Origin of the sequence: Endozoicomonas ascidiicola (assembly GCF_001646945.1) — a bacterium.
In the GTDB taxonomy this organism is placed as follows: Bacteria; Pseudomonadota; Gammaproteobacteria; order Pseudomonadales; family Endozoicomonadaceae; genus Endozoicomonas; species Endozoicomonas ascidiicola.
The window spans coordinates 517,675-532,603 of sequence record NZ_LUTV01000003.1 but is presented as its reverse complement, the minus strand read 5'-3'; the positions used below and the strand labels follow the sequence as shown (position 1 = coordinate 532,603).

Annotated in this window: 13 protein-coding genes and 2 pseudogenes; 6 read left to right on the top strand and 9 right to left on the bottom strand. The window is 46.4% G+C overall.

The window, feature by feature from the left end; all coding sequences use genetic code 11:
• Positions 1-14: 14 nt before the first annotated feature.
• The 4 genes from AKL11_RS09805 to AKL11_RS25630 are packed head-to-tail and all read right to left on the bottom strand — an operon-like array spanning position 15 to position 1,842.
• On the bottom strand, positions 15-479 hold the full coding sequence (locus AKL11_RS09805) for an N-acetylmuramoyl-L-alanine amidase (protein WP_067516862.1): 465 nt from the start codon (positions 477-479) through the stop codon (positions 15-17).
• A gap of 2 nt (positions 480-481) precedes the next feature.
• Positions 482-931, bottom strand: a complete 450-nt coding sequence (locus AKL11_RS09800) for an endodeoxyribonuclease (protein ID WP_067516860.1) — start codon at positions 929-931, stop codon at positions 482-484.
• A gap of 6 nt (positions 932-937) precedes the next feature.
• Positions 938-1,630 (bottom strand): hypothetical protein, encoded by a 693-nt coding sequence (locus AKL11_RS09795; protein WP_067516858.1) that lies wholly within the window; start codon positions 1,628-1,630, stop codon positions 938-940.
• 53 nt (positions 1,631-1,683) lie between these two features.
• Complete coding sequence (locus tag AKL11_RS25630; protein WP_172807263.1) at positions 1,684-1,842, bottom strand: hypothetical protein; 159 nt, start codon at positions 1,840-1,842, stop codon at positions 1,684-1,686.
• A gap of 377 nt (positions 1,843-2,219) precedes the next feature.
• Here AKL11_RS25630 and AKL11_RS09790 point away from each other — a divergent pair, with 377 nt between their 5' ends.
• Positions 2,220-2,630, top strand: coding sequence for a Rap1a/Tai family immunity protein (locus tag AKL11_RS09790; protein WP_067516856.1), 411 nt, complete (start codon positions 2,220-2,222; stop codon positions 2,628-2,630).
• 63 nt (positions 2,631-2,693) lie between these two features.
• Here the strand turns inward: AKL11_RS09790 and AKL11_RS09785 are convergent, their stop codons facing one another.
• On the bottom strand, positions 2,694-5,216 hold the full coding sequence (locus AKL11_RS09785) for a DNA-directed RNA polymerase (RefSeq protein WP_067516854.1): 2,523 nt from the start codon (positions 5,214-5,216) through the stop codon (positions 2,694-2,696).
• 258 nt (positions 5,217-5,474) lie between these two features.
• On the opposite strand from AKL11_RS09785, the gene hpf reads away from it, so the two are divergent.
• A complete protein-coding gene (gene hpf, locus AKL11_RS09780; RefSeq protein ID WP_067516852.1) occupies positions 5,475-5,762 on the top strand; it encodes a ribosome hibernation-promoting factor, HPF/YfiA family in 288 nt (95 codons plus the stop codon).
• A gap of 127 nt (positions 5,763-5,889) precedes the next feature.
• The gene (locus tag AKL11_RS09775) at positions 5,890-6,339 is read left to right on the top strand and encodes a PTS sugar transporter subunit IIA (RefSeq protein ID WP_067516850.1); all 450 of its coding nucleotides are present in this window, start codon (positions 5,890-5,892) and stop codon (positions 6,337-6,339) included.
• 652 nt (positions 6,340-6,991) lie between these two features.
• On the opposite strand, the gene AKL11_RS09770 is transcribed toward AKL11_RS09775, so the two are convergent.
• A complete protein-coding gene (locus AKL11_RS09770; protein ID WP_067516848.1) occupies positions 6,992-8,311 on the bottom strand; it encodes a hypothetical protein in 1,320 nt (439 codons plus the stop codon).
• A gap of 270 nt (positions 8,312-8,581) precedes the next feature.
• On the opposite strand from AKL11_RS09770, the gene rapZ reads away from it, so the two are divergent.
• The 3 genes from rapZ to mgtE all read left to right on the top strand — a co-directional run bounded on the left by rapZ (position 8,582) and on the right by mgtE (position 11,139).
• Positions 8,582-9,439, top strand: coding sequence for an RNase adapter RapZ (gene rapZ / locus AKL11_RS09765; RefSeq protein WP_067516846.1), 858 nt, complete (start codon positions 8,582-8,584; stop codon positions 9,437-9,439).
• Complete coding sequence (locus AKL11_RS09760) at positions 9,439-9,708, top strand: HPr family phosphocarrier protein (protein WP_067516844.1); 270 nt, start codon at positions 9,439-9,441, stop codon at positions 9,706-9,708. Before rapZ ends, AKL11_RS09760 begins: the two co-directional genes overlap by 1 nt.
• A gap of 72 nt (positions 9,709-9,780) precedes the next feature.
• Positions 9,781-11,139: a magnesium transporter gene (gene mgtE, locus AKL11_RS09755; RefSeq protein ID WP_067516842.1), complete on the top strand. Its 1,359-nt coding sequence runs from the start codon at positions 9,781-9,783 to the stop codon at positions 11,137-11,139.
• Between the two features lie 386 nt (positions 11,140-11,525).
• Here mgtE and AKL11_RS09750 read toward each other — a convergent pair.
• From AKL11_RS09750 to AKL11_RS25905, 3 genes and pseudogenes are all read right to left on the bottom strand, one after another.
• Positions 11,526-12,881 (bottom strand): annotated as a pseudogene (locus tag AKL11_RS09750) (IS1182 family transposase); the annotation flags it as partial.
• Between the two features lie 14 nt (positions 12,882-12,895).
• Positions 12,896-13,777 carry a hypothetical protein gene (locus AKL11_RS09745; protein WP_216636782.1) on the bottom strand — a complete coding sequence of 294 codons (882 nt, stop codon included), beginning with the start codon at positions 13,775-13,777 and terminating at the stop codon, positions 12,896-12,898.
• A 904-nt stretch (positions 13,778-14,681) separates the two neighbouring features.
• A pseudogene (locus AKL11_RS25905) lies at positions 14,682-14,929 on the bottom strand (IS4 family transposase); the annotation flags it as partial.

The window sequence follows — 14,929 nt, the reverse complement described above, 5'->3', positions numbered from 1 at the left end:
TGTGTTGTAATTAATTACAGACCCACTTCTTCCAGCCACTCTTTCACATCAAAGGCAGGACAATCTTTCTTATTAGCTGCATCCGTTAATTCAATCAGATCCCGATGCCCCATAATCAAACAGTTCGGGAAGCAATCGTTAAGATGCTCCAACAGAGACTTCAGGCTTTCCATTTGTTCCGGCGTGAAGTTTCTCTCGGTCTTGCCTTCTGCATCCGTACCGCCCACCAGACAGATCCCGATGGATCGTTTATTCCAGCCTCTGCCGCAATCCCCCACATGTGCGCCAGGCCTGTCCAGTGGTCGGCACTTCTGCCCCGTGGCTTCAGACTCCACCTGTCCGTTGCGTTTGATAACATAGTGGTAGCCGTTACCAAGCCACTTGCGTTCACGATGCCAGCGATCAATGGTCACTGAATCTACGTCCATCGTCGCCGGAGTTGCCGAACAGTGGACAATAATATGGTCAATGTTTCTCATGGTTATTTGTTCTTGTTATCAGGACTCGCTGCTTTCAACGCATCAAAGCGAGTTGGTTGTGGTGCCTCCTTGAGCCATGCTTCAGGAATCCATTTGTCGCTGTATTGGAATCCATGTTTCTCACACCATAAGGCGTAAGTCGTCTTGGAGTTCTTTGAGATTCGTCCTCTGGAATTACTAAAGACAAACCGAATGTCGAGGTCAGGGTGCTGCTGTTTGATAAGGATATGCTTTTGCCGGTCAGCCGTTAGAAAGCGGCCTTTGGTTTCAATCACAATGCCATTGGGAAGCATGAAGTCCGGCGTATACTTTGAGAGTCGGGCAGGTTTTAAATAACCCACCTTCTCCGTTTCATATCCTGCATCAATACCCGCATCCTTGAGTTGCTTCGCTACCTGTTCTTCAAGTCCTGAACGGTAGCCATGAAGCAACCCTGGATTAAACTTAGGCATTACTGGTTAGAAGTCGCCGTTCTCATCAGTGGTTTCAAAAGGCTCGTCTGAGCTTTCACCTTCCTCAGAACCAAAACCTTCTTCCTCTGCCGAAGCACCTGAAGATTCATAACCTTCTTCTTCACCGAAACCGAACGAGTCCGCCTGTTGATTACCGCCCTGATTCAGTTCAAGTACCTGAACAGCCTTCATACGGAGACTGACAGAGGCATCGCCGGACGACATAATGTGGTAAGGGATTACTTCAAAAGAGATACGGAGTTTGGAACCACCCCACAGCTTGTCTCCATCAAACGGCTTACCCTTTGAATCAAAAATTGCAGGAGACTGAGTGAAAGGTTTACCATTTTCCGGCTCAACGTGTGCTGCCAGTTTGAAGGAACAAATCATTGCTCCTGTGTCATCGAAGTAATAAGGATCAGCCCGTTCAACTTTAATCGGTTTCCCTTTCGAGTTGAGCTTTCCCTTAAACTTTTCTTTGAATTTCTCGTAAGAAGCATCCGCCGCCTTATCCAGAAACTCTGCCATTGAACCTAATGACTCACCTTTGGCATTCTTGACCTGAGCATCAGTGTCCAGCTTCAGTTTGGTCTTGTAGTCCAGCTTGCCTTTGTATTCATCTGGTTCAAGCAGATATGGGTAGACAGCAATACCAATATCACTGACATAACGTGGGTTACGCTTTTTCTTCTGTGCCATGTAAGAGTTCTCTCCGTGATTGGCGTTTCATTCAAATAAAAACAAGCCGCCAGTTACGGCCTGTATTTTTCTTCCAGCTTCTCTACGTCATATCCATGAGCTAAAAGTCGGGAAGCAATATCCACTGGCAACGGTTGATCGTTCTGCCAATAGACAATCGCCAGTTCAAGATCATAAGGATCTTCCTGAATAGTCCTGTCGTGAGTATCCATGTGTGTTTTTCTTTTTCTGAATTGCGATTAATGGGAAGGGAGAAAGGAATGGTTATTCCAATAGTGTGTTGTAATCGTTTTATTCACCGACACATCAGGAGAGAAACTAGAAGACTATCCACAAGATCATCCACAAGATCTCTTAAAGAGTTACCTATAGTTATTTCTTTATTAATGATTATTAATAGATAATAAAGATAGAGATAAAACTTAAAGAAACTCTTATAGAAAGACTTATAGAAACTCTTATAGTTTGTCTTTTGGATTGTCTTAGAGTTCTTCCAATAGTGTGTCGTAATTAAACTGACGTGTACCTGTACCAATAATGTGTTGTAATCTCTTTCAATGGAGTCAATAACTAAATCAGGGAAAGCGGGATGAATAACAATAAGTGTGTCCGTGGGTTGATACTGGTTCTTTTTACCCTATGTATTCCGACGCTCACACGTGCTAACGGTAATAACGATGGAAACGAGTTACTGAAGATGTGTACTGAGGCTCAATACGCAATAGAAACCAGAGATTTCAGGAGTCCTGAGCAGGTATTCATGTGTTTAGGTTTTATCCAGGGAGTACAGTCTTCTTTAGAATTAGTGGTCGCCGCTCAAGAAATGGGAGGTGAGATTAAAGACTCCATGTTTAAGCTCTGTTGGCCTGACGGTATTACACTTGGTCAGAATGTACGGGTTGTTACCAAGTATCTGAAAGACAATCCGAAAGACCTTCACAGGTATAAAACATATCTAGCTTTACAGGCGTTTATTGAAGCGTATCAATGCACTGGCTGATAGTAGAAAGGGAGCCACAATGGACTCCCCCTTAAACGTCATTCAATGCCTTTTGGTATAGAATCAGGCAAAAAAATACTCACTCTCCCTAACCTGAGTCAGTTCCAGATTCCCTTTAGCGGGGACTGCCGGTAGCTCTTTCCCTTCTGGCAACTGCCACTCAATCTCCCGCTTGAACTTATCCAGCACATCAACGTCATAGATCTTAATAAACTCCTCCCGCAGCGACTCCGCCATGATCCAGGCATTCCCCGCATGAGTACCATAACTGTCGTGTACCAGAGAGAACGAGCGTAGCCCATGCTGCCAACAGGCCAGTACCGTCAGCCGCATATGAGATGCATCCATGGAGTGAACCCAGTTCGGTGCAATCCCTGAAGCCTGTTTGGATTTATTCAAGTGCGAACTCTTAGGCTTACCCGCCGACAACACCACACGCCGACCACCAAAGGTCAGGTTGAATCGTTTGGTGTCCATCTGTGGGTAACTCTGCACCACGGGTAAACCGTCAGGAGTCTCCCACCGTACCGGCAGTTCCTCTTTCGATGCAGAACGGGCAGCCCCCTGAAGCCACTCCATCGCACCACGGGCAGCAATCACCACCTTACCTGTGCACTCCCATATCAAGGCACCCATATACGCTGAAGCCTTCCAGCCAGAACCGTCCCACGGAAAATCTTCCCGCTTCACCTTGGCCTTATAAGGTTTCACCGTGTCATCAAAGATCTGTTGCTTAAAGCCAAACTCCGTGGCTCCATAAGAGAGTGTCATTACCGGACGCTTGGCAACCTTGCGGGTAATCCCATGCTGTAACCAGCCCTTTGCATAACCGGCAATCTCCTGGTCATCAGACAGTGCGTCCTGCCGTACCCGTTCCAATACCTTCTCAGCGACAATGCCGTACACATCAGAAGGTTTCTCGCCAGGTAACAGGTTCACTGCCTGTCCACCAATCTCATCCCTGAGCATTGCTGAGAAGTGCTGCAAGCCATTACAGGAACCGTCCATCTGCACAGGCAAAGAAGATTCATAACCGAATCCTTGAAACATAAAGGCAGCGTAATCAAAACAGAAAGCCAGAAACTGCCATGGCTTGTCCGCATCACACCAGAAGCGATGGTTAAATGGATCTTCAGCCACCGCAAGGATTGTCATCTCGTTACCCTTCACCCACTGCACACGCTCCGCCAGTGAACACTTATCCTCACCATACACATTGGCTCCATGGATACGCAGCCAGTCAGCATCCTCCTCATCCTTAATGGCAACTTTATCCGCAAAGGTCAGTAACCCTTTGGAGAAATCAGAACCCTGTGGATTCAGAAACAACGGCACTGCATACACCCGACCACGGAAATCCATCTGGTGCGGGAAGAAAATCTCCGACTCCTGCTCAAACAGTTCTGCTGTGTGGAGTACCTTCACAAACTGCAACCGCAACGACTTGTTCTTCAGATTCATGGAGTGCATATCCGAAGCATCCCGCTTCCATTCCTTAAACTCCTTCATCTCTGCGTCCGTCCAGAGTTCTTTCGGATAATCATCCTGATCCAGAAAGGAAGGCTTGGTCGGTGCTGGTCGATCATCCGCTTCAGGAATCCCACTGAGGGTACTGCCGGATTGCCATAACTCTCTCGCTACGTTCAACACCCGACCATTGATTGCCCACGGTGTGCTCTGCATTGCATTCAGGGCGTCATAGATCGGATCAATATCATGCTCCGCCAGTTCCTCCAGGTACTCTTTAGTCACCGAGAAACCTTTCATCAACTTCAACCGGCGTACCCTTGCAGTCCAGTAACCTCCATCATAAGGAGTCGTCCAGGGTTTCGGTGGGATCACACAAGGCAAAAAGGTAGGAGACATTAACGAACAACGGGCATCCTCCTGCTTCAGCCACTCCATCACTTCCGCGGTGGGCAGTAACACCTTCTCCCGTTTCTTCTCCCCGTACTGCACCGTTCCTAATCGAATAGTCCCGCTGCTTTGAATCAACAGATCAATCAGCTTGGAACCCACCTTCAGTTCATCGCCCACCGACCAATGCTCAATCTCAATCTGCCGCCCCTTCATGTTGTGCTTCATAATGGAGCGTTGCTTATGCTTGGTATCTCCCTTGATCCGCTTCACCAAATGACTGTGGTTCACCTGGTCAACCTCAGCAAACGTCCGATAGGAAATCTCATCCTGAATCAACAGGGCAATCTCACGGGCAACCGCCACCAGTTTCTTCTGGCTACTCAACCCATCCAACACCGTCCGAACCGTCAGCAATGCCAGAGCCTCAGCATCCAGCTTCTCCATAAACCGGACAGCCGTATGTTTCTTACCGGCCTTCCCGCTACGAGCCTCCGCCATAAAAGCATCAATCGCCTCCACCATCGGAAGCAAATGAGCATTCAACAGTCGCTTCACCGAACGAGTCCCCGACTCCTGCTGAAACGTCCTGTTCTTCTCATGGATCATCCAGAACCGATCCACCCCGTCAGTCCTCATCTTCTCCTCAAGCTGAACCTGCCGCTGATACCTCTCCTGCCAATCCTCAGAGTTCTCAATCGCCTCTACCAGTTGCTCAGTAATAGCCATGCTTCCGTATCCCTCGCTCGTTATTATTCTTTACGCCATAGAATGACTTTTGGTATAGCTACAGGCGCAGCAGTCCCGTGAGATTAGGTATACAACGCATCCCAATTCCTCTAAAATCAAACTGTATACGCCACAAATCAATTCCAAATACACAATAGATGACTTTTGGTATAGTTGCAAGTAGTTATTTTGTATGGGATTTCCAAGAGTGCTATACACTTCCGAATTGTTATAATTTAGGGATCAGGAGAGCGTCACATGCAAGTCAACATCAGTGGACATCATGTCGAGGTAACAGAAGCTCTGCACGATTACGTGATCAAAAAACTGGAACGCCTTGCGTCGCATTTTGATCAGATCACCAATGTACAGGTGACTCTCAGCGTCGAAAAGCTGGTACAGAAGGCAGAAGCTACCCTCCATGTCCCGGGTGCTGAAGTCAATGCCACCGCAGACCACGAAGACATGTACGCAGCCATTGACCTACTCTCGGACAAGCTGGATCGACAGCTGGTTAAACACAAAGAAAAATCCTTAGGTCGATAGCCCGGCGTCAGTCAATTCAGTCCAGTCAGAATGGTGTCAGATATGTTGTATACAGCCCGTACTGGCACCATCCACATTTTTGACGACTCCGTTTACCGGTTATCGGATTTACCTATAAAATAGCAGCATGATTATTCATCGCATCCTCACACCCGCGCGAACCTTTGATGGCGTGCATGGGGTCAGTAAAAAGAAGATTCTGGAATTTATCGCCGAGCACATCAGCAGTGAGGTGTCCGAGATTAATGGCAAGGATTTATTTGAAGCTCTGATTTCCAGAGAGCGTCTTGGCACCACAGGCCTGGGCAATGGCATTGCCATTCCGCATTGTCGTTGTAAAGCATGCCCGGAGCCCGTTGGCCTGTTTATTCGTCTGGCAGAACCTGTGGATTTCGATTCCGTCGACCAGAAACCTGTGGACTTGGTGTTTGCCTTGATTGTGCCAGAAGGTGAAAATCAGGAGCACTTGGAAATCCTGAAAGCACTGGCAGAACAATTTCACTCCGATCGGTTAATGGCATCCGTGCGGCAAGCAGAAAACGCTCAAAGTCTGTACGACTGTATTACTCATCATTAGGGTTAACACGGAAGTCTTTGGGTTTTGTTCAGACAAAAAAAGCCACTACAAAGAGTGGCTTTTTTTATACCTACGATTAACTAGCCTCTTCCAGTCAAAAATCTGTAGGCAGTTCCAATCAGCGGAATGCTTTGAATCACACCTTCATCCTTTTTCAGTAAGCCTGTGGCTGGAGCCGGAGCAACAACTGGCTGCTGCGGTGCAACTAGCTGTTCATCTTCCTGTACAACTGGCTGCTGCGGTGCAACTAGTGCAGGGAAGCGTTAATACCCATACCGTTCGCACTGAGCGGAGTCGAAGTGTGGTGCTTTGCTCCGCTCATGATAAACGGGGATGTATGTCTTATAACGCTTGGCTGCACTAGCTGTTCATCTTCCTGTACAACTGGCTGCTGCGGTTCAACTACAGGGCTGTCGCATCAGATGCACTATGGTTCATATAACATCGAAAATAGGAAAGAATCCCCAGCTTTTAATTCCCTTTCTATGAGGCTGTCGCAAAACTCCAGAAACCTCGTTCCCATGCTCCGCGTGGGAATGCATACGCTTTAATTTTCAATGGGTTAGAAGTATGGATTCCCACGCAAAGCATGGGAACCAGGGCTTTTGCGACGCCCTCCTATATCAGAAAAGAATATTTCTGCTGTTGGACGTTATGATAAATCAATCAAATTGATCGATGATGCATCTGATGCAACCGACCTGGATTCACCAACTAGCTGTTCAACTTCCTCTGCAAGCTGCTGCAGTTCAACTATTAGCTGCTGCAGTTCAACTAGCTGTTTATCTTCCTGTACAACTGGCTGAGCTACTGAAACAGAAGGTGCTGATTGATTTGAAGTTTCTCCACGCTTTACAATTTCGCTTAGAACTCTATTCATTAGCTTTTCAGTTTCAACATCTTTCTTTATCTCATCGACACAGTCCGCCCCGGGCGCCCCGGGCAAGTTTACAAAGTATTTAAGATTCTCAGCCGCGTGTCTAGCTGCCCTTCTTTCATCATCAGCCGCGTGTCTAGCTGCCCTTATTTCATCAAGAGCTGCTCTAGCTGCGAGCATTTTAGCTGAAGCTGGATTTTCAATTATTTCATAGGCTAATCCACCCGCTTGATGCTTCACTGCAGCAGCCTTAGCAATATCTATGGCTGCGTACACATTATCCCGGGCGTGTTTTTCTTCCAGAGCAATACCTTTTTCAATATAAGCAATGGCACTTTTTGCATCTTCTGTTTCACCAAGCTCACTTTTTATTTTTGCAATAAGCGCATTATCAGAGTTGTGCTCATAGAAGACCTTTCTCTTATCTTCTTCAATCTTGGCACGTTTTTCTTCAATGTCAGCAATTGCTGCCAGCGCTTTAGGATCTCTCTTTTCAGCCTTTTCAAGCAATTTGATGTTGGCTTCAGAGACATCATAAGCATTTTTACCAGCACAAGGATAACTTGAAAGTTTTGCCATAATAGGCGCGGCTAAGCCTCGCGCTTCCAGCTTAGCTTTCAATGGTTCAAGAAGCTTCGCTTCTCTCTCAGAGTTAGCAGCAGCTCTACGCGCAAGATATAAATCTACCTTCGGAGCGACTAAATCCCTAACTTTGTTAACACAAAACTCTAAACCTATTTTTTTGTAAACAACCTTAAGAACGGCAACTAGCCTGTCAGTAAGTTTCTTAGCTACCTCTTTCACTGTTTGGAAAAAAGTCTTTGTTTCCAATGCTTTTTTAGCAGCTTCTGCCTTTCTTTTAATATATTTTTCTTCACTCTCAATTACGCGATCTTTGGCCACAACAACTTCTGGCAGCTTTGATGTTAATTTACGCTTAACCTCCTCATTGCGAGCGCTATTCGCAGTCAATCTAACTTCGCGACTATTATGTTTAGCAACCTTTACATAAGTCTCCTGACTTTCAAGGCTTTTATCGTTAAGTGGGAGCGAATCTAAATTTGTTGGCACTACTGGGGATTTTACTGGAGTCATTTTATATTCCTTCAACTATGGGTTATGAGACAAACAATTAATAAAACACCTTAAATACGGTTCTTGTATGATGTGTTGAAGTGAAAGATATACGAAGGTCTTAAATAAATACCTAACCAAACGGTTAGTATTCCTAACAAAGTACGAAGAAAAGATTAAAGAGGTTATTACATTCAGTTTCCGAAGCGTCGTTTTTAAAAAAATAACTTCTCTATCCCAGTATTAAACGTAGAATATTAGGTATTTGCCAAATCCTATAAAGGACAAATCATGAAACTGATCATCATCAGCGGGCGATCAGGCTCCGGAAAAAGCTCTGTGCTGAACACCCTTGAAGATGAGGGATTTTACTGTGTTGATAATCTGCCCGTCAGCCTGCTTAGCCAGCTGCCAGGCACTTTGAAGAGCCACAGCCAAGAACCACCCAAAATGGCGGTCAGCATTGATATTCGCAATCTGCCAGGGGCGCTAAACACGTTCCCAGAACTCATTAAAACACTTAAAAATCAAGGAATTGACTGCCAGGTTCTCTACCTGGACACCGACAGCGAAAAGCTGGTCAGCCGCTACAGTTCCACTCGGAGAAAGCATCCTCTGAGCAATGATCAGACTTCATTAAGGGAAGCGATCGAGCAGGAGCAATCGCTGCTGAAACCGGTGCTGGTCAGCGCCGATCTGAAAATTGATACCACACCACTCTCTGTTCATCAAATTCGCGATTTGATTAAACAGACGTTCTGTACGGACAGTAAAAACGCCATGACAGTACTGTTCCAATCCTTTGGTTTCAAAAACGGCATTCCTTCTGATGCGGATTATATTTTCGATGTTCGCTGTCTCCCTAACCCATTCTGGGATGAAACGCTACGTGAATTTAATGGGCTGGATGAGCCGGTCGGCAATTTTCTGAAAGATGATCCGATGGTCATCGAGATGGTTGACGATATTGCCACCTTTGTGGATAAGTGGCTCCCTCGCTTTGAGTCCGCCCAACGCAGTTATATGACCATTGCGATTGGTTGCACTGGAGGACAGCACCGCTCGGTCTATATTTGTAAAACGCTGGGTGAGCATTTCACCGGAAGACTAGAGCGGATTCAGGTCAGACACAGAGAACTTCATAAATAATGATTACCTATCGAAAAAAGATCATCAATAAACTGGGATTACATGCAAGGGCTGCCTCTAAATTCGTCACGACTTCAGCGGCCTTTGCCTGCCAGGTGGATGTTGTTTTTAATGGCCGGAAGGTGGATGGCAAAAGCATTATGGCTATCATGATGCTGGCTGCCGGTCAGGGTTCAGAGCTGGAGCTCCATTGTGATGGTCATGATGAAGAAGCCGCGGTTGAAGCATTGTCCAACCTGATCGATGAACGTTTCGGAGAAGATGAATGAGCCAAGTTTGCTCACTCACATACACTTCCTATATCTTGTAAATTCAACCATTTTTTATCCGGGCAGACGTCCATGGCACAACAGCTGCAATTGAGCATCGGTGAAGCCGAGCTGATCAAACTCAATGATGCCCTTGAGCATGGTGTGTCTTCCGAATTGCGCCATATGCTCAATATGTTGCCGCCTGCCGATACTGCTCACCTGCTGGAATCCTCGCCTCCCAAGTTGCGCAGCCTGCTCTGGCGCCTGATTGACCGGGAGCAGGAAGGCGATGTACTGCAAGAGTTGAGCGAAGAAGTTCGTCAGTTCTTTTTGGACCGCATGAACATTGCGGAGCTGAAAGCCATCACCGAAGGTCAGGACGTAGATGACATTGCCGACCTTCTGCAACAACTGCCCGACACCATTACCCGGCAAGTGCTGGACTCCATGAACACCATGGATCGCCAACGGGTTGAAGTGGTTCTGGCCTATCCGGAAGACACCGCCGGTGGCTTGATGAATACCGATACCATTACGGTACGGCCCAGTAATACGGTGGATGTTGTTCTTCGTTACTTGCGCCGCCATGAAGGCATTCCTGAAACCACAGACAACCTGTTAGTGGTCAACCGCCGTGGTGAATACATTGGTCGCCTGCCGCTTACGGTGCTACTGACCACCGACCCGGGCGCTACGGTTCGGGAAGTGATGTTAACCGATCTCGAGCCCATTCCCGCCGATATGGACGACACTCAGGTTGCCCAGTTATTTGAGCGACAGGATTTGATCTCTGCTCCCGTGGTTAATGAAAATGGCAAGCTGCTGGGGCGTATCACCATCGATGATGTGGTGGATGTTATCCGGGAAGAAGCAGAACATTCCATGATGAGCATGGCCGGTCTGGATGATGACGAAGACACCTTTGCTCCCGCACTGAAAACAGCACGCCGCCGCGCCGTTTGGCTGGGGGTTAACCTGATTACGGCATTTATTGCCGCTTCCGTTATTGGCCTGTTTCAGGAAACCATCGACAAGGTGGTTGCTCTTGCTGTTCTTATGCCGATTGTTGCCGGTATGGGTGGCAATGCTGGAAGTCAGGCACTAACGCTGGTGATCAGGGGCATGGCGCTTGGACAAATCAGCACCACTAACTTGAAATGGTTATTGAGCAGGGAGTTAGTAGCAGGCTTTCTGAATGGCCTGTTATGGGCAACGCTGGTCGCAACCATCGCCTGGTTCTGGTTTGATGATCCGATCATTTCTCTGGTGATTGCCTGCGCCATGGTCATCAATCTGAGTGTGGCGGTGATTACTGGCGCCACTCTGCCCGTCCTGCTCAAGTCTTTGAATATTGACCCGGCTTTAGCGGGAACCATCATCCTCACCACTATTTCGGATGTGGTTGGCTTCTTTTCTTTTCTTGGATTGGCGACGTTGTTCTATGGATAAAAAATGGGCTCATTAAGAGCCCTGCATAAGAAGCTGTTCATGATCTTTTGCGAATAGCGAAAACGAGGAGAAAGATTGTGAACAGCTTCTAAGGCCGTTATTGCGCCCTGGCACTTCGCTCACTTAGTTTCTGGCCTTTTATCTTCACGCCAAAGATAAGTTCATTGATGATCACTGGCACCATTGGGTTTTCTAGGAGGCTGTCGGACTTGAAAGTAAAAACCGGAGATGGGCCGCAATAAAGTCAAAAATCACAGAATCCAGTCTGGAAGTGCTGTTTATGTCGTCAGTCTCTTTTGCCCAAATATCCAAATGCATGCGACAAATAACCTGTAAGCTGCAATAAACTGCATAAAAATGATACTTTCCTGAAGATCTTTCAGCATCAGCGTAAACATCCGCTTCAGGTTAAAACCCATGCACAGAAGATCCCATTCAGCAGACACTGCTTCAAGACCACGGACCAGAAATTGACGGTATCCCATCACTTCCTTCTGTATCCCAAACGTTGGCTCAATGGTGCTTTTTCTCAATGCATACACCGCCCGTCCTTCCCTGGTTTGCAATCGCCAACGCATCAACTCCAGTGCGGTAACATCATCGCCTGCGGGCATCGGCTCATCGGGCTTAAAGCGCTCCAGTAAAGGTTTGTTATGGGCATCCTTCTTTTCTGCAATGTAAGGGATAGCTCCAAACTTATCCACAGCAGACACATTGCCCTGACTGAAGTAGCCCGTGTCGGCAAGAATCGCGCTGGGCTTGCCAATCTGCTCTGCACGAGAGGCCAGTTCTTCGAGGGCAGGCGCTACCTGTTGTTTGTTATTGGTCGCCTGAGTAATATGATTTTCAATAATAAGACCACTGTCGTTATCTACTGCAGCCTGCGTATTATATGCCTGAACAAAACCGTTAGCAGACGTTGGCATTATGCGAGACTCCGGATCTGTCAGGTTGACTTGATCTTTGTCCCTGGGACCCGGCGTTGGGGCTTTCGGTTCTTTGCCCCGTGGCTTTTTTCCCGTATCTCTGATCGCATCACGACGGGCAACTTTGTCCTGGAATTCTGCCAGCTCTTGCTGATAACGTTCTTCAGCTCGTCGCTCAATTTCAGCTTTGGCATCGGCAATCACCTTGAGGCGATCTTCCCTGCGTTTCAGCTCATCAGGAATGGATAATTCGTCTGGCAATTTTTCAGTATCTGCTTTTTCAGCCATCCTGAGGAGCTCTTCAACTTCTGCCTTGAGCTGCTTTTCGAGCTTGCATGCGTGCTTGTAACTGAGCGCCTTGTGTTTGCTGGCATTGGCCTTCATCTTGGTTCCATCGAGGCTGATGGTTCCCAGCTTCAACCATTCTGCCTGTTGCGCAATCAACAATATCTGAACAAAAAGTTCACTGATTTCTTTACGGAAGCGCTGGCGAAAGGTTTTGATACTGTCGTGATCCGGATGCTCGTTGGCGCAGATATATCGAAAGGCGATGGAGTCATAAGTTGCTTTCTCCAGTTTGCGACTGGAGAAGACACCTGTTGCATATCCATAGAACAATAACGACAGCATGAGGGATGGATGCCAGGCTTTAGAACCCCTTCCTTTATAGGCGCTGATCAAAGGTGTGAGGTCTAGCTGCTCAACCACCTCTACAACAAAGCGAGCAAGATGCACCTCTGGCAGATAATCCTGAACAGTGGCAGGAAAAAAGTCAGGGATGTCTCGGTCAATGGGTCTGAAAGTCCATTTGTTCATTGGCTGGCTGTCTTTTACGATCTTGCGGGTATTATACTCAAAAGTTGTTCTAAGTCCGACAGGCTCCTAGCCTTATTCATTTCCAAGGCATAATCCAACCACTCAAGCGGTGTCAGGTCTTTTTCCTTCCAATACTCATCATCTGTGAAATGAGGATTTGAAATAGCTTTACCATCCTGTTCCAAACGATCGCCAATAAGAATACCATGGTCCATCGCTCGGCCTGACACACTGTAACCACTTTCAGCTAATAGTTTGTTCGCCTTTTCAGGGGATAGCTTCAGACGGTTTTTAATCAAATCTTTCACCGAACTTAGTGACTTCGCCATGGCCACTGCAGCGTCATTCATATCCTTTTTTTCAGCCGTTGTTCGTTGACGGGATTCAGCCCTTGTATGCTCCATTAATGCAAGAAAATATGCACATTTGATCATTTGTCCAATCAGCTTGGATCTCTTCTCAGGGTTAGATTCCTTACACACTTTACCCTCAAGCACTTTAATAGCGGGGTAACCAGAGAACCTGCCAAAATCGTTGCTGGCTGTAGTGAATGTCGCTGCAACCGGCTTACCTGTTGCCGTACTGATAAGGTGTGAGCTGACATCCCTGAAAGTCATCAGTTTTTTGAATGGCTCCATGTGCTTATCACCACCTTTTTCAGCAAAGCTATTTAAGTCACCATTGATAATAAACTGAGCGTCCGGGCACTCCTTTTTTAACCTTTGAATATCTTTTGTGACAATTTTGCTTGATTCCTCTTTCGATTTACCAAATACCGGAGAGTGAAGATTATAGACAAATAAGAGACTGCCATTTTGAGTGCTAAACCCGGTTCGAAGACAGCCTCGGCTAAATGCATCACCATAATTAAATATTTTCTTTTCATCGACGGTCATTTCAGAGCCATCTTCTTTTTTATAATTATCAAAAGCGTCCTTATAAGGCGACTGAGTGAAATACACCATTTGCTCATCAAACTTGTTCAGAGATTCTGATTTGTAAGCCGTGATGTAAAACATCCGCATATCTTCTTTTTGTGTTTTGGGGTTATAACCCGTTTCATTGTATGGTTTAAGAACAATTTCATAACCTTTATTCTTAAACACCTCCACCAGCGGGTGTAATTAAAAGTGTTCCCGATGTGGTGAAAATTCAAATTTCATCAGCTGTTACCCCGCATGAATACTCGGTATCAAAAATAGAAAATTCACAAAATTACAGACTGTTGAACACTTTTAATTACACCCTCCACCAGCTCACTGGTCAAATTATGCGTCTGCCCATTGCTATCTTTATACAGCCTGCTCTCCTGAATACTGTAAACATCAACTCCCTGATCAATCGATGCCTCCAACGCTTTAACTAACTCAGCCTTCCGCTCTGTCAGTAACAGGTGCGGTAACAAAATGTCCGTTACATCACCTTTCTTTAACTGAGCAAAGTGCAGCCTTCCAACCGCACCATCGACATTATATGTTCCAAATTTCAGGTGGTTATCTTTCTGCTCTCGACTTTAGATTTCCCATAAAACGGAAGTTTGGTCAGATTGCATAATTTCAAAAAAACCAACATCGACGAACTATTTTTTCAGGCTCGCTTATATTCGGTTTTTTTGTCTAAAAGCCTTTGGTTATGCGGCTTTACCCTTATCGCAAATTAACTGGTCGATCAGTTTATCGAAATCGAACTCATATTTTTGCCCATATCTGTTCCAGCCCTCGCGAATCGAGAACCTTGGAATAATTTTTGAGAGCGCAATTCTCATCATGCCAGCGGTCGTAGTGTCCTGATCTCGCCAGGCTATGTACGGGACAAAACATGTAAGAGCATTTGAAAGTTGACTTGGTCGCTTTTTGCACAGCTATTTTTCAGAACCCTGCGAAGTATATCCAGTCCCAGTCTGAAAAGGGCTTTGGCATGTCGCCCATGTTTATTTAGAGGAAGCTGTTTTTCATCTCCATAACTCCAGTGGCCAACAAGCAAGCACCATGTAAATGCCAGAGCAAGGATACCCATCAACTTATCGAATAAGGATAGATTGCGCTTAG